The sequence below is a fragment of the Zunongwangia profunda SM-A87 genome, from assembly GCF_000023465.1.
Classification (GTDB): domain Bacteria; phylum Bacteroidota; class Bacteroidia; order Flavobacteriales; family Flavobacteriaceae; genus Zunongwangia; species Zunongwangia profunda.
In genome coordinates this window covers 4,145,287-4,165,503 of the sequence record NC_014041.1, presented here as the reverse complement: position 1 = coordinate 4,165,503, position 20,217 = coordinate 4,145,287, and the positions used below count along the sequence as shown (strand labels likewise).

Genomic DNA, 20,217 nt, shown 5'->3' with positions numbered 1-20,217 from the left:
ATGGCATACGTACCAAGACTTAGAAAAGAGTATGATGATAAAATTAAATCATCTCTTGTAGAAGAATATAGTTACAGCAATGTAATGGAAGTGCCTAAGCTTAAGAAAATCGTTATAAGCCGAGGAGTTGGAGGTGCTGTTGCTGATAAAAAGTTAATTGATCATGCAGTAGATGAGTTAACAGCTATTACTGGTCAAAAAGCAGTTGCAACTATTTCCAAGAAAGACGTTGCTACATTTAAACTTCGTAAGGGAATGCCAATTGGTGCAAAAGTTACTTTACGCGGTTATAGAATGTACGAATTTTTAGATAGATTAATTACCTCTGCACTTCCACGTGTACGTGATTTTGATGGGATTAAAGCTAACGGTTTTGATGGTAGGGGAAATTATAACTTAGGTATTACTGAGCAAATTATTTTTCCTGAAATTGATATCGATGCTGTGAATAGAATCGCAGGTATGGATATTACTTTCGTTACTACTGCTGATACTGATAAAGAAGCGAAATCTTTATTAACTGAACTAGGTTTACCTTTTAAAAAGAATTAAAACATGGCTAAAGAATCAATGAAAGCCCGTGAGGTGAAGAGACAAAAATTGGTAGATAAATATGCTGAAAAAAGGAAAGCTTTAAAAGAAGCTGGCGATTATGAGGCATTACAAAAATTACCAAAAAACTCTTCTCCAGTACGTTTGCATAATCGTTGTAAGCTAACTGGTAGACCAAAGGGGTATATGAGACAATTTGGTGTTTCTCGTGTAATGTTTAGAGAAATGGCTAATAACGGTCTTATCCCAGGAGTTAAAAAGGCTAGTTGGTAAATTATAAATTGATTATAGGTTCCATAGTATAGGAAAACCATAATCGCAAATTAATATAAATGAATACAGATCCAATTGCAGATTTTTTAACGCGTATTAGAAATGCGGTAGCAGCAAACCACAGGGTTGTTGAAATTCCTGCTTCTAACGTTAAAAAAGAAATTACTAAGATTTTATTCGATCAGGGATATATCTTAAGTTACAAGTTTGAAGATAATACCGCGCAAGGTACTATCAAAATAGCTCTTAAATACGATAGAGATACCAAAGACTCTGTAATAAAAGATATTCAGAGGATAAGTAAACCTGGTTTACGTAAATATGCCGGTGCTGGAGAATTACCACGTATTTTAAATGGTTTAGGTATTGCAATCATTAGTACTTCTCACGGAGTAATGACAGATAAGCAGGCCAGAACAGAGAATGTTGGTGGTGAAGTATTGTGTTACGTTTACTAATTCTTAAAATAACAAGAAATGTCAAGAATAGGTAAAAGCCCAATTACAATTCCAGAAGGTGTTAATGTAGACTTTAAAGATGGTTTTGTAACGGTAAAAGGAAAATTAGGAGAGCTTAAGCAAGAAATTAACGATATTGAGGTTAATGTAGAAGATAATGTAATATCTTTTGAGCGTTCTTCTGAGAAAAGTGATCAAAAAGCTAAGCATGGTTTATATCGTGCGTTAGTAAATAATATGATTGAAGGAGTAACTAATGGATTTACTAAAGAGTTAGAATTAGTAGGTGTTGGTTATAGAGCTTCCAATCAGGGACAAAAATTAGATTTAGCTGTTGGGTACTCCCATAATATTGTTATAGATTTAGCTCCAGAGGTTAAAGTTGAAACAATATCAGAAAAAGGGAAAAATCCGGTTGTTAAACTTACTTCTCATGACAAACAGCTTTTAGGACAAGTTGCTGCAAAGATTCGTTCTTTCAGAGTACCAGAACCTTATAAAGGAAAAGGTATTAAATTTAAAGGAGAAATAATTAGAAGAAAAGCAGGTAAATCAGCTTAATAAAGTTTAGTTATGGCATTTTCAAAAGAAAAAAGAAGATTAAAGATAAGAAAGCGTATTCGAAAGAATATTAGCGGAACTGAAAGCCGTCCAAGATTGTCTGTATATAGAAGTAATAAAGAAATTTATGCTCAGATTATAGACGATGTAGCTGGTAAAACTTTAGCTGCAGCTTCTTCTAGAGATAAGGAAGTAAAAGATGCTTCAGGTACTAAAAGTGATATTGCTGAGTTAGTAGGTAAAAATTTAGCAGATAGAGCGAAAAAAGCCGGAGTTGAAACTATTTCTTTCGATAGAGGGGGGTACTTGTATCACGGTAGAGTTAAATCATTAGCAGAAGGTGCTCGTGAAGGAGGACTAAAATTCTAAGAAGATATGTATCAAGATTATAAAAACGTAGAACATGTAAAACCAGGAGGTCTTGAACTTAAAGATCGTTTGGTAGGAGTGCAACGTGTTACTAAGGTTACTAAAGGTGGTAGAGCATTTGGTTTCTCTGCAATTGTAGTAGTTGGTGACGAAAATGGTGTTGTTGGACAAGGTTTAGGTAAATCAAAAGAGGTTGCCGATGCTATTTCAAAAGCCGTTGAAGATGCAAAAAAGAATTTGGTACGTATTCCTTTACATAAAGGAACTTTACCACACGAGCAAAAAGGTAAATATGGTGGAGCAAGAGTTTTACTATTACCTGCTGCAACTGGTACAGGGATTATTGCCGGTGGTGCGATTCGTGCCGTACTGGAGTCTGTAGGAGTACATGATGTACTTTCTAAGAATCAAGGTTCTTCTAACCCTCATAATGTTGTGAAGGCTACTTTTGATGCACTATTACAATTAAGAAGTGCAGATACCGTGGCTAAGCAAAGAGGTATCACGTTGGAAAAACTTTTCAAAGGATAAAATCAGGGATAAGATGGCAAAAATAAAGGTAACTAAAGTAAAAAGTGCAATTAATAGAACTCAGAATCAAAAAAGAGTTTTAGAAGCACTAGGTCTTAGAAAAATAGGACATACTGTAGAGCACCAGGATACACCAAACATCCTTGGTATGATAAATAAAGTTAAACACTTAGTTTCTGTAGAAGAAACAAAATAATAGGTTTACATGGATTTAAGTAACTTAAAACCTGCAAAAGGTTCAGTTAAAAGTAACAATAAACGTGTTGGCCGTGGAGAAGGATCCGGTAAAGGTGGTACCGCTACTCGTGGTCACAAAGGGGCTAAATCACGTTCTGGTTACTCTAAGAAGATAGGTTTTGAAGGAGGGCAAATGCCACTTCAACGCCGTGTGCCAAAATTTGGTTTTAACAACAGAAACCGTAAAGAATACCAGGGTATTAACTTAGATACTTTACAAACATTAGTAGATAATGGTAAAGTTAAAGATACGGTAGACCTAAGTGTACTTGTGGAGAACGGTTTAGCTGGAAAGAATGAGCTAGTTAAAATCTTAGGTAGAGGTGAATTAAAGGCTAAATTAAAAGTATCTGTTCATAAATTTACGGCCTCAGGCAAGGAAGCTATTGAAGCTGCAGGAGGTGAAGTTGTTACTTTATAATAGATAGCCAAATGAAATTCATCAATACTATAAAAAATATATGGAAAATCGAGGAACTAAAAAACCGTATTTTAGTTTCCCTCGGTTTACTTTTAGTTTATCGTTTTGGAACTCAGGTTGTACTTCCTGGGATAGATGCCAGTCAGTTAGCGAACTTAGCTAATCAGACAGATAGCGGTTTATTAGGTTTACTTAACGCTTTCACAGGAGGTGCTTTTTCTAATGCCTCTATTTTTGCGCTAGGTATTATGCCATACATCTCAGCTTCTATTGTTGTTCAGCTTATGGGGATTGCAATTCCTTATTTGCAAAAGCTTCAAAAAGAAGGGGAGAGTGGTCGTAAAAAGATAAACCAAATTACCAGATGGTTAACCATAGCAATTACCTTAGTTCAGGGACCAGGTTATATTTATAATCTGTTTAATACCTTGCCACAAAATGCTTTTTTATTAGGAGATAGTTTATCCTTTATTGTTTCTTCTGTGATTATCCTTACTACAGGAACGATTTTCGCTATGTGGCTTGGAGAGAAGATTACAGATAAAGGAATTGGTAATGGTATTTCTCTATTAATTATGGTAGGTATTATTGCCAATCTACCTAAAGCATTCCTTCAGGAATTTGTCTCTAGGTTTGATGGTAGTGGCGGACTTATTATGGTATTGATCGAGTTGGCTATTTGGTTTGCGATTATTCTAGCTGCTGTAATGTTGGTAATGGCTGTTCGCCAAATACCTGTACAGTATGCCAGAAGGTCTGCTACTGGTGGCTATGAGAAAAATGTATTTGGTTCAAGACAATATATACCTCTTAAGCTTAATGCTTCAGGTGTAATGCCAATTATATTTGCTCAGGCTATTATGTTTATCCCAGTAGCTTTGGCCGGTCTTTCAGATTCTGATGCAGCGCAAGGTGTGACTGCTGCATTTAGTGATATATTTGGTTTTTGGTATAATTTAGTTTTCGCATTATTGATTATTGTATTTACTTATTTCTATACTGCGATTACAGTACCAACAAATAAAATGGCAGATGATCTTAAACGTAGTGGAGGATTTATACCGGGTATTCGCCCAGGTTCTGAGACTGCAGAGTATTTAGATCGAATCATGTCACAAATTACACTTCCTGGATCTGTATTTTTAGCAATTATTGCCATTTTTCCTGCGATAATTGTGAAGTTGTTAGGTGTTCAACAAGGATGGGCACTGTTTTTTGGAGGTACCTCTCTATTAATTTTAGTTGGAGTTGCAATCGATACTATGCAGCAGGTAAATTCTTATTTGTTGAATAGACACTATGACGGATTAATGAAAACAGGTAAAAATAGAAAAGCAGTAGCTTAATTATGGCAAAGCAACCAGCAATTGAACAAGATGGAACGATTATCGAAGCATTGTCTAATGCAATGTTTCGTGTAGAGTTAGAAAACGGTCACGTTGTGACTGCTCATATCTCGGGTAAAATGCGTATGCATTATATTAAATTACTACCCGGCGATAAGGTGAAATTGGAAATGAGCCCTTATGATTTAAGTAAGGCGCGCATAACTTACAGATACTAAGAAGTAAATTAAGCTATTAATAATTTTTTCCTTACTTTTGCACACTGAAAAAATTATTAGGCAAATAAGCCTTATGTAAATTTTATTTTTGCATCTGGCGTTATAAAAATTTAGAAAGATGAAAGTTAGAGCATCAATAAAGAAAAGAAGTGCCGACTGCAAGATAGTTCGCAGAAAAGGGCGCCTTTACGTGATTAACAAAAAGAATCCTAGATTTAAACAAAGACAAGGCTAATTATGGCAAGAATTGCAGGGGTAGATATACCTAAACAAAAGCGAGGAGTTATAGCATTGACCTATATCTTCGGAATTGGCAAAAGCAGGGCTCAGGAAATACTTGCTGAAGCTAAAGTTGATGAAAGTAAGAAAGTTTCAGATTGGAACGATGATGAAATTGGTCGTATCCGTGAAGCGGTAGGTAACTACACAATCGAAGGAGAATTACGTACTGAAGTTCAAATGAGTATCAAACGTCTAATGGATATTGGATGTTACAGAGGTATTCGTCATAGATCTGGATTACCTTTAAGAGGTCAGAGAACTAAAAACAACTCTAGAACTAGAAAAGGAAGAAGAAAAACTGTTGCTAATAAGAAAAAAGCAACTAAATAATAAGTAATATGGCAAAGTCAACAAAAACTGCTCAAAAGAAACGTAAAGTAAACGTTGAGTCTATTGGAGAAGCTCATGTTACTGCTTCTTTTAATAATATTATCATTTCTTTGACAAATAAAAAAGGAGATGTTATTTCTTGGTCATCAGCCGGTAAAATGGGATTTAGAGGATCTAAGAAAAATACTCCTTATGCTGCTCAATTGGCATCTGAAGATGCTTCTAAAGTAGCTCATGAAGCTGGTCTTCGTAAAGTTAAAGTTTATGTTAAGGGGCCTGGTAATGGTAGAGAATCAGCTATCAGATCTATCCATAATAGTGGTATCGAAGTAACTGAAATCGTTGATGTTACTCCACTTCCACATAATGGATGTCGTCCTCCTAAAAGACGTAGAGTATAATTAATTATATAATTAAGAGAGGAAATTACGATTATCGAAGGACGTATGCCTTAATTCATAATCCCTCTCTATAAATCATTTTTAAATGGCAAGATATACTGGTCCTAAGACTAAAATAGCTCGTAAATTTGGCGAGGCTATATTCGGAGATGACAAATCTTTCGAAAAAAGAAATTATCCTCCAGGACAGCATGGTAATAACCGTCGTAGAGGTAAGAAATCTGAGTATGCTATCCAGTTAATGGAAAAGCAAAAAGCAAAATATACGTATGGTATATTAGAGCGTCAGTTTAGAAACATGTTTGAAAAAGCTACAAGATCTCAAGGGATTACCGGTGAGGTTTTACTTCAGCTTTGTGAATCAAGGTTAGATAACGTTGTCTTTAGATTAGGTGTTGCTCCATCAAGAAGAGCGGCTAGACAGCTTGTTTCTCACAGACATATAACCGTAAATGGAGAGTTAGTAAATATTCCTTCTTACCAATTGAAAGCTGGTGATGTTGTTGGAGTAAGAGAGAAATCTAAATCTCTACAGGTAGTTCAGGATTCGTTAGCTAATAATAGCAATGTTTATGAATGGATTACTTGGAATAATGAAACAAAACAAGGAACTTTTGTTTCTGTACCTGGAAGAGTTCAGATTCCAGAAAACATAAATGAACAATTCATCGTCGAATTATATTCGAAATAATAATTCACAGAAGTCGTAATATGGCAATACTAAATTTTCAGAAGCCCGATAAAGTTATAATGATTGACTCTACAGATTTCGAAGGGAAATTTGAATTTCGTCCTTTGGAGCCTGGATATGGGTTAACCGTTGGTAACGCTTTAAGAAGAGTGCTGTTATCATCTTTAGAGGGATTCGCGATCACTTCGGTTCGTATCGAAGGCGTTGATCACGAATTCTCAACAATTCCTGGAGTTGTGGAAGATGTTACAGAAATAATATTGAATCTAAAGCAAGTTAGATTCAAAAGGCAAATTGATGAAATAGATAACGAAGCCGTTACAATTTCTGTTTCTGGTGAAGAAGAATTAACCGCTGGTCATTTCCAGAAATTTATTTCTGGTTTTCAGGTACTTAATCCTGAATTAGTAATATGCCATCTTGATAGCAAAGTTAATATCAATATGGAGATTACTATTGAAAAGGGTAGAGGTTATGTTCCGGCAGAAGAAAATAAAAAGGCCAATGCTCCTTTAGGCACTATTTTTACCGATTCTATTTACACTCCAATTAAGAATGTGAAATATAGTATCGAAAATTATCGTGTAGAACAAAAAACTGATTACGAAAAACTTGTTTTCGAAATTATTAGTGATGGTTCTATTCATCCTAAAGATGCGTTAACTGAAGCTGCCAAGACGTTAATTCACCATTTCATGTTGTTCTCTGATGAGCGTATTACGTTAGAGGCTGATGAAATAGCTCAAACCGAAACTTATGATGAAGAATCTCTTCACATGAGACAGCTGCTAAAAACTAAATTAGTGGATATGGATCTTTCGGTAAGAGCATTAAATTGTTTAAAAGCGGCTGAAGTTGATACCTTAGGTGATCTTGTTTCTTACAATAAAAATGATCTTATGAAGTTCCGTAACTTCGGTAAGAAATCATTAACAGAGCTTGAAGAGCTGGTAAGTAACAAAGGATTAAACTTTGGTATGGATCTTTCAAAATATAAATTAGATAAGGACTAATTCACTTTTGTGAATTACTCTAAAAAGAATAGTAATGAGACACGGAAAGAAAATAAATCATTTAGGTAGAAAGACCGCTCATCGTAAGTCGATGTTGGCAAATATGGGGTCTTCACTAATTGAGCATAAACGCATTAACACTACTGTGGCTAAAGCAAAAGCTTTAAAAGTTTTTATCGAGCCATTGGTAACTAAGTCTAAAGAAGATACTACACATAATAGAAGAATCGTTTTCAGTAAACTTCGTGATAAGTATGCTGTAAGTGAATTATTTCGTGAAGTAGCTCCTAAAGTAGGAGATCGTCCGGGGGGGTATACCCGTATTATCAAATTGGGTAATCGTTTAGGGGATAACGCTGATATGGCGATGATAGAGCTAGTAGACTTTAACGAAACATATAACGTTAATAAGCCTGCTAAAAAGAAATCAACTCGTAGAGCGGGTAAAAAGACTAATGCTGAAACTGCTGAGGCTCCTAAAGCTGAAGAAAAGAAGCAGGAAGAAAAAGACGATAAAAAAGAAGAGTAAATGATTCTTTACTATCAATAATTTTTAAAAGGATAAACTCACCGGGTTTGTCCTTTTTTTATATCTAATAAGTATACATTTTTAATATTCCTTAAATTTAGGTCGTATTATTTTTTTAGTATGAAATATCAAACAAGAAAAAAAGCTATCATTTTATTAGCAGACGGAACCATTTTTCATGGCAAATTGGTGGGAACCAAAGAGGGTAGTGCTGTTGGTGAAGTGTGTTTTAATACCGGAATGACTGGTTATCAGGAGATTTTTACAGATCCATCGTATTTTGGCCAGTTAATGGTAACAACTAATGCGCACATTGGTAATTATGGAACAAGTGAAGAAGAAAATGAATCTGATGGAGCCAAAATTGCCGGTTTAATTTGCAAAAATTTTAGTTATGACCAATCAAGACCAGCAGCAGATCAAACCTTGGAAGCATTCCTAGAGGACAATAATTTGTTTGCTATTTCTGATGTGGATACACGCGCTTTAGTGACATATATTCGTGAAAATGGAGCAATGAACGCAATTATTTCTACAGATGTGGATAATATTGCAGGATTAAAAGCTCAATTAGCTGAAGTACCTGATATGAATGGCCTTGAGCTGGCATCTAAAGTTTCTACTAAAGAAGCCTATTATTTTGGTAATGAAAATGCTACCTATAAAGTCGCTGCTTTAGATGTAGGTATTAAAAGAAATATTCTAAGAAATCTGGCTCAACGCGATGTTTACGTAAAAGTATTTCCTTATGATGCCAGTTATGAAGAGATGAGTGAATGGAATCCAGATGGCTTTTTCTTATCAAACGGACCCGGAGATCCGCAACCGCTAAAAGGAGCTATTCAATTGGCTAAAGATATTATAGAGAAAGATCATCCATTATTTGGAATTTGTCTTGGCCATCAAATTATTGCTTTGGCAAATGGAATCCCTACCTATAAAATGCATCATGGGCATAGAGGGATTAATCATCCTGTTAAGAATTTAAAAACAGGTAAAGGGGAGATTACTTCACAAAATCACGGTTTTGCTGTAGATAAGGCTGCTACAGAAGCTCATCCGGATGTAGAGATCACCCATATTTGTTTAAATGATGATACTGTAGGCGGACTGCAAATGACGAATAAAAACTGTTTTTCTGTGCAGTACCATCCAGAAGCCAGTCCTGGCCCACACGATGCCAGTTATTTGTTCGATGAATTTATCGATCGTATTAAGCAGGTAAAAGTTTAATTTGGCTAATAATTTAGATTTAATGCTGCTTTCCGATAGCTTTAGAGATGCTTCTAAATAAAAAGAATCGAACAAATGTAAATGTCTTATGGATATGCCACGAGCTATTTTACTTACAAGCCGGAATAATTCCGGCTTTTTTCTTTCAGTACATATTTATATCTTATAACGTTGATATAATAATTATTCTTTAGTATATATCTTAAAGGCATGCTTCGAAGGGGTGAATGATTTTCCATTTTATTAAATCTCGCAACCTCTTTTTGATTTTTTAAATATTTGTTTCTAATAACTCTTAGGAGTATCCGAGAAATAAGTAAGCAGAATCTACTCTTTTTTTCTAAAGTTAAGAGATTGCTACTAGAAGATAAAGAATCTTGTTTTATCGAAAACGTTTTAGGTAAAATACTTGTTATATTATAAATTATTCCTCGTTTTTTTATCGCTGTATTTGTATCTTGCAGACTAATCAATTAATTAAATTATAATACAGACTATGAGTGCTATAGTAAATATTCATGCACGTCAAATTTTTGACTCCAGAGGTAACCCAACAGTTGAAGTAGATGTAATCACAGAAAACGGAATATTAGGAAGGGCAGCTGTTCCTTCTGGAGCTTCTACAGGCGAGCATGAGGCTGTAGAACTTCGCGATGGTGGAAAAGACTTTATGGGTAAAGGTGTTCTTACCGCTGTTGAAAATGTAAATTCTAAAATTGCAGAACAACTTTTAGGATATTCAGTTTTTGAACAAAATTTAATCGACCAGGCAATGATCGATTTAGATGGTACTTCGAATAAATCCAAACTGGGAGCTAATGCAATTTTAGGTGTTTCTCTTGCGGTTGCAAAGGCGGCTGCTAACGAACTTGGTCTTCCATTGTATCGTTATGTTGGCGGTGTGAGTGCTAATACACTTCCTGTGCCAATGATGAACATTATTAACGGGGGGTCTCACAGTGATGCTCCTATCGCTTTTCAGGAATTTATGATTATGCCGGTTAAAGCGGCAAGTTTTTCTGAAGCAATAAAAATGGGAACCGAAATTTTCCATAATCTTAAGAAAGTATTACATGACAGAGGCTTAAGTACTGCTGTAGGTGACGAAGGAGGATTTGCTCCAACTTTAGACGGAACTGAAGATGCCTTGGAGACAATTTTGAAGGCTATTGAAAAAGCTGGTTACAAAGGTGGAGATGAAGTGATGATCGCTTTAGATTGTGCAGCTGCTGAATTCTATGAGGATGGTAAATATAACTACGCTAAATTCGAAGGAGATAAAGGTGTGGTTCGTACTAGTGAAGAACAAGCTCAATATCTTGCTGAATTAGCTTCTAAATATCCAATCATTTCTATAGAAGACGGTATGGATGAAAATGACTGGGATGGATGGAAAGCACTTACTGATAAGATTGGAGATAAAGTGCAGTTAGTAGGGGATGATCTTTATGTAACTAACGTAGAGCGTTTATCAAGAGGTATCAAAGAAGGGATTGCAAATTCAATCCTAATTAAAGTAAATCAGATTGGTACATTAACCGAAACAATTGCTGCTGTAAATATGGCCCACAACGCTGGTTATACCTCAGTAATGTCCCACCGTTCTGGTGAAACAGAAGATAATACTATCGCAGATTTGGCAGTAGCCTTAAATACAGGGCAAATAAAAACCGGTTCTGCTTCAAGAAGTGATCGTATGGCAAAATACAATCAGTTAATTAGAATTGAAGAAGAATTAGGAAGTGTTGCTTATTTTCCAAAAGATAAAGCTTTTAAAGTGAAATAAGAATTTATTTACATAATTATATATTATAGAGCCTTTCATTAATTTGAAAGGCTTTTTTATTTTAATTTAATATTCCTTTAATTAAATGTTTGAAGATTAATAATTAACTTTTGTCTATTAAATGTTCTAACCTAATCCTAACCAGATTTTCATGCATAATTTCCTATTTGTAGCTTCAGAGAATGATGCTATTCCCCATTGCAAAGCAGGAGGCATGGGTGACGTAATACGTGATGTACCCAGGCAGATTTCTCAAAAAGGAGATACTGTTCATGTAGTAGTTCCTTCTTATTCCAGACTACATCAAAATGCAAAATTTATTTCTGATTTATCTTTTAGCCTTCGAGGCCTAGAGTATGTTGCAGAAATTTATGAAGTTAAGCCCAAAAAAGATTTTTCTGGGATTACTCATTACGTAATACACCATCCCGAGATCCAGGCTGGTGATATAGCCCATATTTATCATAATGACCTAAATGAGCCTTTTTATACAGATGCGATAAAATATTTTATTTTTTGTACTGCTGTAGCTCAGGCGGTTAAAACTAATATTTTTGGTGATCTGGATGTTATTCATCTGCATGATTGGCATGCCAGTATGGTTTTATTTTTAAGACGATATCATAAAGAATATGCCTGCCTTAAAAATATTCGTGTGATCTATAGCATACATAATCTGGCCATTCAGGGAATTCGCCCATTTGAAAATAATTATTCTTCTGTGCGTAATTTTTTCCCCGATGTGGATTTTAATTACGATGAGCTTAAAGATCGTCGTTATCAGGATTGTATAAACATGATGGCATTAGGGATTCGTTTTTCCGATGCAGTTCATACGGTTTCTCCTAGTTATAAGAATGATGTGCTTTATCCCAGTAATCCACCAGAATTTATTGGAGGGGAAGGTTTGGAGGAAGATTTAAATCAGGCAGATCGTGAGGGAAGATTTATTGGGATCCTCAACGGTTGTAATTATAGAAATATTCGAAGAGCTCGAAAAAATAATCTTTATTTCAATATAGCTTCAGCAATATTTGAATGGTTACAACAGGAATCTAAAAAATATAAGTCTGATTTTTTAGCACATACAGGAGAGAAAGTAATGCCCTATTTGAAAAGAAAACCGGATTTTGTGTGCTCTAGTGTAGCCAGACTTACCGAACAAAAGTTTTATTTCTTTAAACGTTCACCAGAAGCTTTTTTAGAAATTCTGGATTTATTGGCAGAGGTGAATGGGATTTTTATTCTGCTAGGTACAGGAGCACCAGAGTACGAAGAGCTATTAAGAAAAATAAGCCACGAAAAGAAAAACTTTTTATTCATAAATGGACAGAGCGAGGATGTAATCGATAGTATTTATCTGGAAACAAACCTTTATTTTATGCCCAGTTTGTTTGAGCCTTGCGGTATTAGCCAAATGCTTGCTATGCGTAATGGTCATCCCTGTTTAGTGCACCATACAGGAGGTTTAATAGATACCGTAAGGCACTTGGAAACCGGTTTTGTGTTTGATGGTAATAGTTACGATAAAAAAGTAAGGAATATGGTAGATTCATTTAAGCATGTTTTAAATATGTTTTTTGAAGATAAAACCAAATGGCGACTAATCGAAAAAAATGCAAAAAAGGAACGCTTTACATGGGAGAAATCAGTTGATGATTATTACAAATCATTATACAAATTACCAGCATAAAAGATTCTTATATATAAATAGCCAAAATCTCTTGAAACCCCTGTTAATAATAGTATAATTGCTTGGTTTTAATTGAATAGAAGCTTAGATTTTATTAAATTCGCAAACGATTAATTTAAATTTTGTAATTCAACACAATGTCAGATAAAGCTATATTAGAATATCAGGGAAAAAAATATGAGTTTCCAGTAACAGAGGGAACCGAAGGTGAACTGGGTATTAATATTAAAACCCTTCGATCTGAAGCTGGAATGATAACTTTAGACCGTGGTTACAAAAACACAGGTAGTTGTGAAAGTGCCATCACTTTTTTAGACGGTGAAAAAGGAATATTAAGATATAGAGGTTACGCAATCGAAGAACTTGCTGAAAAAGCAGATTTTCTTGAAGTAGCTTATCTTTTAATTTTCGGTGAATTACCTAATAAAGCACAGTTAGATAAATTCTATGGGGATATTAAGGATCAGTCTGAGGTAGATGAAGAAATGAAGAAGATTTTGGACGGTTTTCCAAAATCAGCTCATCCAATGGGCGTACTTTCCTCTTTAACCAGTGCCTTAATTGCTTTTAATCCCTCTTCAGTAAACGTAGATTCTGAAGAAGATATGTATAAAGCTATAGTGAAGATTCTTGGTAAATTTCCAGTGCTTGTGTCCTGGACATTACGAAAGAAAAATAGTCTTCCACTTAACTATGGAGATGATTCATTAGGTTATGTAGAAAACCTACATAAAATGATGTTTGAAAAACCTGGTAAAAAATATAGCGTAGACAAGTCTGTTATAGAGGCTTTAGATAAACTACTAATTCTTCATGCAGATCATGAACAAAACTGTTCAGCGTCTACAGTAAGAATGGTAGGTTCTTCTCATGCAGGTCTGTTTGCTTCAATTTCAGCTGGGATTTCTGCACTATGGGGGCCTCTTCATGGTGGCGCTAATCAGGCGGTGATTGAAATGCTTGAAGGAATTAAAGAAGATGGTGGCGATACGCATAAGTTTATGCAAAAAGCAAAGGATAAAGAGGATCCTTTCCGCTTAATGGGCTTTGGTCACCGTGTATACAAAAACTTCGATCCACGTGCTAAGATTATTAAAAAGTCTGCTGATGAAGTTCTTGGTGGATTAGGAATTGAAGATCCGGTTTTAGATATCGCCAAAGGTCTTGAGAAAGAAGCTTTAGAGGATGATTATTTTGTGAAAAGAAAGTTATACCCTAATGTAGACTTTTATTCAGGAATTATTTATAGAGCTTTAGGTATACCAGTAGAAATGTTTACGGTAATGTTTGCTTTAGGTCGTCTTCCCGGATGGATTGCACAGTGGAGAGAAATGAGACTTAAAAAGGAACCTATTGGAAGACCACGCCAGATTTATGTGGGTGAAAACCTTAGGGAGTTTAAACCAGTAAGTGAAAGATAAACTTTTCTTAATTATAAATCATTTAAAAAGCTCCATTATTAAATGGGGCTTTTTTTATATTTGAAAAAATTTTTAGTGATGCACTTAAAGATTAATAACGAAACTTCCAGGCTAAGAGCAGTTGTTTTAGGTACCGCTAAAAGTAATGGTGGGCCGCCAAAACTGAATGAAGCTTACGATCCAAAATCTATAGAACATATTAAAGCAGGTACATACCCGCAAGAAGAAGATATGGTGAGAGAAATGGAAGCCGTAGCTGCTGTTTTAAAGAAGTATGAAGTAGAAGTTTTTAGACCTCAGGTTATAGAAAATTATAACCAGATTTTTACTAGGGATATTGCATTTGTTATCGAGGATAAATTTGTTAAAGCCAATATATTGCCAGATCGGGAAAAAGAAATAAAGGCCATACAGCATGTTGTTGATCAGATTGATCCTGATAAAATCATAAAACTTCCTGAAGACGCTCATATAGAAGGAGGGGATGTTATGCCATTTGGAGATTATATTCTGGTGGGAACGTATACGGGTGAAGATTATTCAAATTATATTACAGCAAGAACGAATGTTCATGCAGTAAATGCGCTTCAACAGTTATTTCCTAATAAAAAAGTAGTGCCTTTCAACCTTAAGAAAAGTAATCAAGATCCTAAAGAAAATGCACTGCACCTGGATTGTTGTTTTCAACCGGTAGGAAAAGACAAGGCAATTATATACAAAGGTGGATTTTTAGATTCCAAGGAATATCAGTGGTTAGTACATCTTTTTGGAGAAAAAAATGTTTTTGAAATCACCAAAGACGAAATGTACGATATGAACTCAAACATATTTTCTATTTCTGAAGATGTAGTGATTTCCGAAGAAAAATTTACTCGTTTAAATAATTGGCTGCGCTCTTACGGGATTACCGTCGAGGAAGTTCCGTATTCACAAATAGCAAAACAAGAAGGTTTATTGCGTTGTTCAACCTTACCATTAATTAGAGATTAATATGAATCAGATAACAGATACCGTTTTAATGGTACGCCCGGTAGCATTTAGAATGAATGAAGAAACGGCGGTAAACAATTATTTTCAGAAAAATCTAAAAGGCAAAGACGTAAATAAAGACGCTCAGGCAGAATTTGATTCGTTTGTAAAAAAACTTAAAAGCGTAGGGGTGAAAGTTGTGGTTGTAGATGATGTGGCTGATGATAATACACCAGATTCAATTTTCCCTAATAATTGGGTGTCCTTTCATGAAAATGGAGAAATTGCATTGTATCCAATGTTTGCTGAAAACCGAAGAAAAGAGCGTCGTTTAGATTATTTTGCGAATCTTGAGGAAGAAGGCTTTAAAATCACCAATATTGTAGATTATACCTCTGCAGAAGATGATGATATTTTTCTGGAAGGAACCGGAAGCTTAATCTTAGATCGTGAAAACGAAAAAGCATATTGCGCCTTATCTCCAAGAGCCGATGAAGATCTTTTAATAGAATTTTGTGAGGACTTTGAATTTACTCCGGTTATTTTTAATGCTTACCAAACTGTAGAAGGGAAACGAAAGCAAATTTACCATACCAATGTCATGATGTGTGTGGCTGAGGAGTTTGCGGTAATCTGTTTGGATAGTATCGATGATGCTAAAGAACGCAAAAATGTGCTAAAGCATTTAAAGCAGGATAAAAAAGAACTAATTGTGATTTCTGAAGAGCAAATGCACGAGTTTGCAGGTAATATGCTACAAGTTCGGGGTGCTTTTGATAAGAAATATTTGGTGATGAGCGAGCGAGCGCACCAAAGTTTAACACCAGATCAGGTAGCGAAAATAGAGAAGCATTCAGAAATTTTGAGCAGTGATCTTAATGTGATCGAGACCTGTGGTGGCGGTAGCGCCCGATGTATGCTTGCAGAGGTTTTTTTGCCTAAAGCTTAATATTTCTTTCTAATTTCGATAACAAATAGGAGCATCATTAGTGCTGTAAAAATAGCGAAGGGAAGAGAACCGATGATTAGGAATTTTTGCATGGCGTCTAGCACATCGCTTTCTGGTTTTACGTTTCCTAAAAGAATAATCGCTTCAGAAAAAATAAGAATTAATGCCGCCCAAACAAGGCGGTATTTCTTTTTAGGGTTTTCATTGCCCTTATCGCTAAACATGCTTAGCACATAAATCGCAGAATCTACTGAAGTGACCAAAAAGCTGATCAGTAATAAAACGGTCACAATATTTGTAAAGTTAGAAAGCGGAAAAGATTCGAAGAATTTAAAAACCGAAGTGAATACATCGCTAAATTCCCCATTGTAAGCAGCCATGTTTTCTATAATCTCAAATGACGATGTGCCAAAAACACTAAACCATAGAAAGCTCCCTAAAGAAGGCAAGATTAAAACACCCAATATCATTTCACGTATACTTCGGCCTTGAGAAATTCTGGCAATAAAAATACCAGTAAATGGTGCCCAGGCTAGCCAAAATGCCCAATAATAATAGGTCCAGTCGGTTAAAAATTGTTTTCCCGGGTTAAAGTCTCCCATCGCTAAACTCAGTTGGAAAAAGTCTTTTATATAAAACCAGGTAGCAGTAGAAAAAGACTTTAGAACTTCAATAATATCGGCTTGTATAAAAACAAAGATCAGTAAAGCGATGGTGATATAAATATTCCAGTTAGAGATTCGTTTAATCCCCTTTTCTACTCCAGAGTATGCCGAAATAAAGGCCAGTAAACAAATAAGAAAAACGAGACTGATCACTATCCAAAGTGTGCCCGGCTCTCGATCTGAAAGATGACTAATACCGCCTTCAATTTGCGTGGTTCCCAGTCCAATTGCGGCAACCAGACCAAAAACTGTGGTCAAAATCGTTAAAAGATCGATACTTTGCGGGATTGCCTTTATTTTTTTCAGTTGTGGTAAACTGGTACCAAGCAGCATATTGTTTTTTCGAACAAATAAAGAATAGCCAATAAAAAGTGCAAATATTCCGTAGAACGCCCATGCGGTAAATCCCCATTGATAAAAGGTGAACTCTAAAGCGATAATATCGTTTGGATAAGCTGTTTTTAATGGCGGATTTTGATACATAAAAACCGGTTCCTGCACGGCCCTAAGTAAAATACCTGCTCCCATCCCGGCGCTGTAAAGCATCGCGATCCAGGAAAGCCTGTCAAATTGTGGCGGGGAATTTCCTAAACGTATCCTTCCGTATTTAGAAAAAGCGATAATAAGCAGAAAGAGTACACAGGCTAATCCCAGCCATAAATAAAATTCACCAAAAATTTCTCTTACCCATATGGATGCCGTGTCGATGAAAGCATAAAATTCAGTAGTAAAAGAAAAAATAATTACAGAAAAAATAAATAAAATCAATGCTGCGCTATAAAAAAGCGGATTGTTTTTAATATCGGTATGGAGCTTTCTTAAATTAATTAGCGAGTTGTTTTTTGGGTTTGGCGTTGGCGATTTTTGTAATCATGCCCTCAAATATAAAATAATGAAATGGATACATAGAATACCAGTATAATCTTCCCATAAGGCCTTTAGGTCTAAAAGTAGCGGTTTGATGGACCACGTTATCTTCATCGATACAAAACTCCAGCCAGGCTTCCCCGGGAACTTTCATTTCAGCAAAAAGCAATAAACGTTTTTCTTCCTTATCGGCTAAAAGCACCCGCCAAAAATCCAGGGAATCACCCGGCGCAAGTTCTGTAGGATGTGTGCGGCCACGACGTAAACCAACGCCACCGGCGATTTTATCCATGAAGCCCCTTATTTTCCAGAGCCAGTTTCCGTAGTACCAGCCGTTAAGTCCGCCAATAGACCAAATTCTTTTTAAAGCTTCTTCGGGATTTTCCGTTTTCTTTTGTTGTTTATCCAGCAGGCAACCGTAGATAGGGACTTTTATATATTTATTGAGTTCCTTTTTAAATCGTCCACTACTTAATGAATCTTTCCAACTCGAGATGACCTGGTTTTGTTCAATTTTATAAAACGCCATTTCTATCGCTTCCTTATAAGAAATGGTCTCGATGTTTAGGATTTTTGCTAATTTATCATCTCGTGCGATGACTTCAACCTCCATACTATCCACCAGGTTTTGAGCCAGCTTGTACGATGTTGAGGTCACAAAATATAACCAGTAGGAAGAAAGTTTGGGGGACATTACTGGCACGCTAAAAATCCAGATCTTTAGGCCGCGAATTTCAGCGTATTTCTCCATCATTTCCTTATAACTCAGAATATCCGGACCTCCAATATCAAAAGACTGGTCATAGCATTCTTCGTGACCAATAACACCGGTTAGGAACTTTATTACATCTCTAATAGCGGTAGGCTGGCATTTGGTGCGAACCCATTGCGGTGTGATCATAACGGGTAATTTTTCACACAGATCTCTTATAATTTCAAAAGAAGAACTACCAGAACCTACAATAATTGCAGCGCGTAAAACGGTTAGGTGGAAATTACCTTTATATAAAGTGTCCTCAACCGCTTTACGTGATTTTAAATGTTTAGAAAGTTTATCCTGATTCACCATCCCGCTCAGGTAAATCACCTGTTTTACGCTGGTCTGGCCCATTAGCTTATTAAAGTTTTTAGCAGCTTCAGCTTCCTGGCTATCAAAATTTTTGGTGTTACCACTCATCGAATGGATTAGATAATAGGCAATATCGATATTCTTTATTTTCTCAGGAGTTTCAGGTAGGTCTAAAAAATCAATTTCAACAATCTCTACCTGATTGATTAATTCTTTACTCGAAAACCTATTTTTATTGCGAACAGCGCAAACTACTTCGTGACCCTGTTCTAAAAGTTCAGGGAGTAATCGCATTCCTATATAGCCATTGGCACCGGTAAGTAAGATTCGCATATAGCAGTTTTCTTTTAAATGTTATATTCTCAAATTAGCATATTAATTACTACCTTACCTTAGGATTAATAAAACTTTATAAAATGAATAACGTGCTGAAAATCTCACTTTTAGTAATAGGCATAGGATTAATAGGATATGGTTTATATACCTTAATTACCCCAGAAGTTTCTTTAGAAGCCGGTCCCATTACTGTTGAAGCACAAGGCGATAATACCCAATCCTATGCCATGATGGGTTTTGGATTGTTGGCGCTTATTGCCGGTCTGGCTTTTGGTAAACGTTAAACAATATTACTGGTGACTGAAGGTAATCCCTAAAACCGTCATTACAGAGGAGCTGATATATTCTATCCCGATCGCGATCACAATAAATCCAATAATTCTTGAAATGGCGTTTATCCCTGAAGCGCCTAAGAATTTAGCGATATAATGAGCGCTTTTAAGCATTAAAAAAGTAGACAGACATACAGCAAAAATGGCTAATATCGTGATCAATTTTTCTGAAGTTAAGCTATAATCTTCGTACAGGCCTATTAAAAGTGAAATCGATCCCGGTCCTGCCAGCATTGGGATCGCAAGCGGAGTTAAAGATATTCCTTCTCGTTGTTGCGCATCATCCTTTACTCGTTCGTTCATTCCTTTATGTTTTGAAAAAGAACCAGTAAGCAAAGCAAAACCGGAAGTTACAATAATTAATCCCCCGGCAATGCGTAATGATTCGATACTGATCCCAAAGAATTGTAGAATATACCGACCACTAAAAAAGCAGATGGTAAGAATGACAAAAATATTAATAGCGGTTAAAAGCGAAGTTTTAGAGCGTTCTTTTGCAGTATCCTCTTTTGTTAAACCAACAAAAATTGGGATTGTGCCAAGCGGATTGATCACCGAAAATAAAGCTGCAAAAACATAGATAAACAAATCCATAATTTTTTCGGCAAATATGCGCTAAGTGCAGTCACTGGAAATTAAATAAAAATTAGGCTTAGATTACCAAAAAGCAATGTCAAGCTATACA

The 20,217-nt window shown here is 35.7% G+C and carries 26 protein-coding genes; 23 read left to right on the top strand and 3 right to left on the bottom strand.

Features of this window, described 5'->3' with window-relative positions:
- The 22 genes from rplE (at position 1) to ctlX (ending at position 16,263) form a co-directional block, all read left to right on the top strand.
- Positions 1–552 carry a 50S ribosomal protein L5 gene (gene rplE / locus ZPR_RS18285; protein WP_013073253.1) on the top strand — a complete coding sequence of 184 codons (552 nt, stop codon included), beginning with the start codon at positions 1–3 and terminating at the stop codon, positions 550–552.
- A gap of 3 nt (positions 553–555) precedes the next feature.
- The gene (gene rpsN, locus ZPR_RS18280; RefSeq protein WP_013073252.1) at positions 556–825 is read left to right on the top strand and encodes a 30S ribosomal protein S14; all 270 of its coding nucleotides are present in this window, start codon (positions 556–558) and stop codon (positions 823–825) included.
- Positions 826–884: 59 nt separating this feature from the next.
- Positions 885–1,283: a 30S ribosomal protein S8 gene (gene rpsH, locus ZPR_RS18275; protein ID WP_013073251.1), complete on the top strand. Its 399-nt coding sequence runs from the start codon at positions 885–887 to the stop codon at positions 1,281–1,283.
- 18 nt (positions 1,284–1,301) lie between these two features.
- The gene (rplF, locus tag ZPR_RS18270) at positions 1,302–1,844 is read left to right on the top strand and encodes a 50S ribosomal protein L6 (protein WP_013073250.1); all 543 of its coding nucleotides are present in this window, start codon (positions 1,302–1,304) and stop codon (positions 1,842–1,844) included.
- A gap of 12 nt (positions 1,845–1,856) precedes the next feature.
- Complete coding sequence (gene rplR, locus ZPR_RS18265) at positions 1,857–2,213, top strand: 50S ribosomal protein L18 (protein ID WP_013073249.1); 357 nt, start codon at positions 1,857–1,859, stop codon at positions 2,211–2,213.
- A 6-nt stretch (positions 2,214–2,219) separates the two neighbouring features.
- The gene (gene rpsE / locus ZPR_RS18260; protein ID WP_013073248.1) at positions 2,220–2,744 is read left to right on the top strand and encodes a 30S ribosomal protein S5; all 525 of its coding nucleotides are present in this window, start codon (positions 2,220–2,222) and stop codon (positions 2,742–2,744) included.
- A gap of 13 nt (positions 2,745–2,757) precedes the next feature.
- Positions 2,758–2,940, top strand: coding sequence for a 50S ribosomal protein L30 (rpmD, locus tag ZPR_RS18255; protein ID WP_013073247.1), 183 nt, complete (start codon positions 2,758–2,760; stop codon positions 2,938–2,940).
- Between the two features lie 9 nt (positions 2,941–2,949).
- A complete protein-coding gene (gene rplO / locus ZPR_RS18250) occupies positions 2,950–3,402 on the top strand; it encodes a 50S ribosomal protein L15 (RefSeq protein WP_013073246.1) in 453 nt (150 codons plus the stop codon).
- A gap of 11 nt (positions 3,403–3,413) precedes the next feature.
- Positions 3,414–4,748 carry a preprotein translocase subunit SecY gene (secY, locus tag ZPR_RS18245; RefSeq protein ID WP_013073245.1) on the top strand — a complete coding sequence of 445 codons (1,335 nt, stop codon included), beginning with the start codon at positions 3,414–3,416 and terminating at the stop codon, positions 4,746–4,748.
- Positions 4,749–4,750: 2 nt separating this feature from the next.
- The gene (infA, locus tag ZPR_RS18240; RefSeq protein ID WP_013073244.1) at positions 4,751–4,966 is read left to right on the top strand and encodes a translation initiation factor IF-1; all 216 of its coding nucleotides are present in this window, start codon (positions 4,751–4,753) and stop codon (positions 4,964–4,966) included.
- 118 nt (positions 4,967–5,084) lie between these two features.
- Positions 5,085–5,201, top strand: coding sequence for a type B 50S ribosomal protein L36 (gene ykgO / locus ZPR_RS23100; RefSeq protein WP_010519235.1), 117 nt, complete (start codon positions 5,085–5,087; stop codon positions 5,199–5,201).
- Between the two features lie 2 nt (positions 5,202–5,203).
- Positions 5,204–5,578, top strand: a complete 375-nt coding sequence (rpsM, locus tag ZPR_RS18235) for a 30S ribosomal protein S13 (protein ID WP_013073243.1) — start codon at positions 5,204–5,206, stop codon at positions 5,576–5,578.
- A gap of 8 nt (positions 5,579–5,586) precedes the next feature.
- Positions 5,587–5,979 (top strand): 30S ribosomal protein S11, encoded by a 393-nt coding sequence (gene rpsK, locus ZPR_RS18230; protein WP_013073242.1) that lies wholly within the window; start codon positions 5,587–5,589, stop codon positions 5,977–5,979.
- An 85-nt stretch (positions 5,980–6,064) separates the two neighbouring features.
- Complete coding sequence (rpsD, locus tag ZPR_RS18225; protein WP_013073241.1) at positions 6,065–6,670, top strand: 30S ribosomal protein S4; 606 nt, start codon at positions 6,065–6,067, stop codon at positions 6,668–6,670.
- Positions 6,671–6,690: 20 nt separating this feature from the next.
- Positions 6,691–7,683, top strand: coding sequence for a DNA-directed RNA polymerase subunit alpha (locus ZPR_RS18220; RefSeq protein WP_013073240.1), 993 nt, complete (start codon positions 6,691–6,693; stop codon positions 7,681–7,683).
- A 34-nt stretch (positions 7,684–7,717) separates the two neighbouring features.
- Positions 7,718–8,212 (top strand): 50S ribosomal protein L17, encoded by a 495-nt coding sequence (gene rplQ, locus ZPR_RS18215; protein ID WP_013073239.1) that lies wholly within the window; start codon positions 7,718–7,720, stop codon positions 8,210–8,212.
- A gap of 120 nt (positions 8,213–8,332) precedes the next feature.
- Positions 8,333–9,445, top strand: a complete 1,113-nt coding sequence (gene carA, locus ZPR_RS18210; RefSeq protein ID WP_013073238.1) for a glutamine-hydrolyzing carbamoyl-phosphate synthase small subunit — start codon at positions 8,333–8,335, stop codon at positions 9,443–9,445.
- A gap of 496 nt (positions 9,446–9,941) precedes the next feature.
- On the top strand, positions 9,942–11,231 hold the full coding sequence (eno, locus tag ZPR_RS18205; RefSeq protein ID WP_013073237.1) for a phosphopyruvate hydratase: 1,290 nt from the start codon (positions 9,942–9,944) through the stop codon (positions 11,229–11,231).
- A gap of 151 nt (positions 11,232–11,382) precedes the next feature.
- On the top strand, positions 11,383–12,924 hold the full coding sequence (locus ZPR_RS18200) for a glycogen synthase (protein WP_013073236.1): 1,542 nt from the start codon (positions 11,383–11,385) through the stop codon (positions 12,922–12,924).
- Between the two features lie 137 nt (positions 12,925–13,061).
- On the top strand, positions 13,062–14,345 hold the full coding sequence (locus tag ZPR_RS18195; RefSeq protein WP_013073235.1) for a citrate synthase: 1,284 nt from the start codon (positions 13,062–13,064) through the stop codon (positions 14,343–14,345).
- 78 nt (positions 14,346–14,423) lie between these two features.
- Positions 14,424–15,335, top strand: a complete 912-nt coding sequence (locus ZPR_RS18190) for a dimethylarginine dimethylaminohydrolase family protein (RefSeq protein ID WP_394329734.1) — start codon at positions 14,424–14,426, stop codon at positions 15,333–15,335.
- A 1-nt stretch (position 15,336) separates the two neighbouring features.
- Complete coding sequence (gene ctlX / locus ZPR_RS18185) at positions 15,337–16,263, top strand: citrulline utilization hydrolase CtlX (RefSeq protein WP_013073233.1); 927 nt, start codon at positions 15,337–15,339, stop codon at positions 16,261–16,263.
- Here ctlX and ZPR_RS18180 read toward each other — a convergent pair.
- Both ZPR_RS18180 and ZPR_RS18175 read right to left on the bottom strand, forming a co-directional pair.
- The gene (locus ZPR_RS18180; protein ID WP_148211767.1) at positions 16,260–17,729 is read right to left on the bottom strand and encodes a BCCT family transporter; all 1,470 of its coding nucleotides are present in this window, start codon (positions 17,727–17,729) and stop codon (positions 16,260–16,262) included. The genes ctlX and ZPR_RS18180 overlap by 4 nt on opposite strands.
- Before the next feature lie 22 nt (positions 17,730–17,751).
- Entirely contained in the window at positions 17,752–19,197 is a 1,446-nt protein-coding gene (locus ZPR_RS18175) for an SDR family oxidoreductase (protein WP_013073231.1), read from the bottom strand.
- Positions 19,198–19,280: 83 nt separating this feature from the next.
- On the opposite strand from ZPR_RS18175, the gene ZPR_RS18170 reads away from it, so the two are divergent.
- Positions 19,281–19,484, top strand: a complete 204-nt coding sequence (locus ZPR_RS18170) for a hypothetical protein (protein WP_013073230.1) — start codon at positions 19,281–19,283, stop codon at positions 19,482–19,484.
- 6 nt (positions 19,485–19,490) lie between these two features.
- On the opposite strand, the gene ZPR_RS18165 is transcribed toward ZPR_RS18170, so the two are convergent.
- Entirely contained in the window at positions 19,491–20,126 is a 636-nt protein-coding gene (locus ZPR_RS18165) for a MarC family protein (RefSeq protein ID WP_013073229.1), read from the bottom strand.
- Positions 20,127–20,217 lie beyond the last annotated feature (91 nt).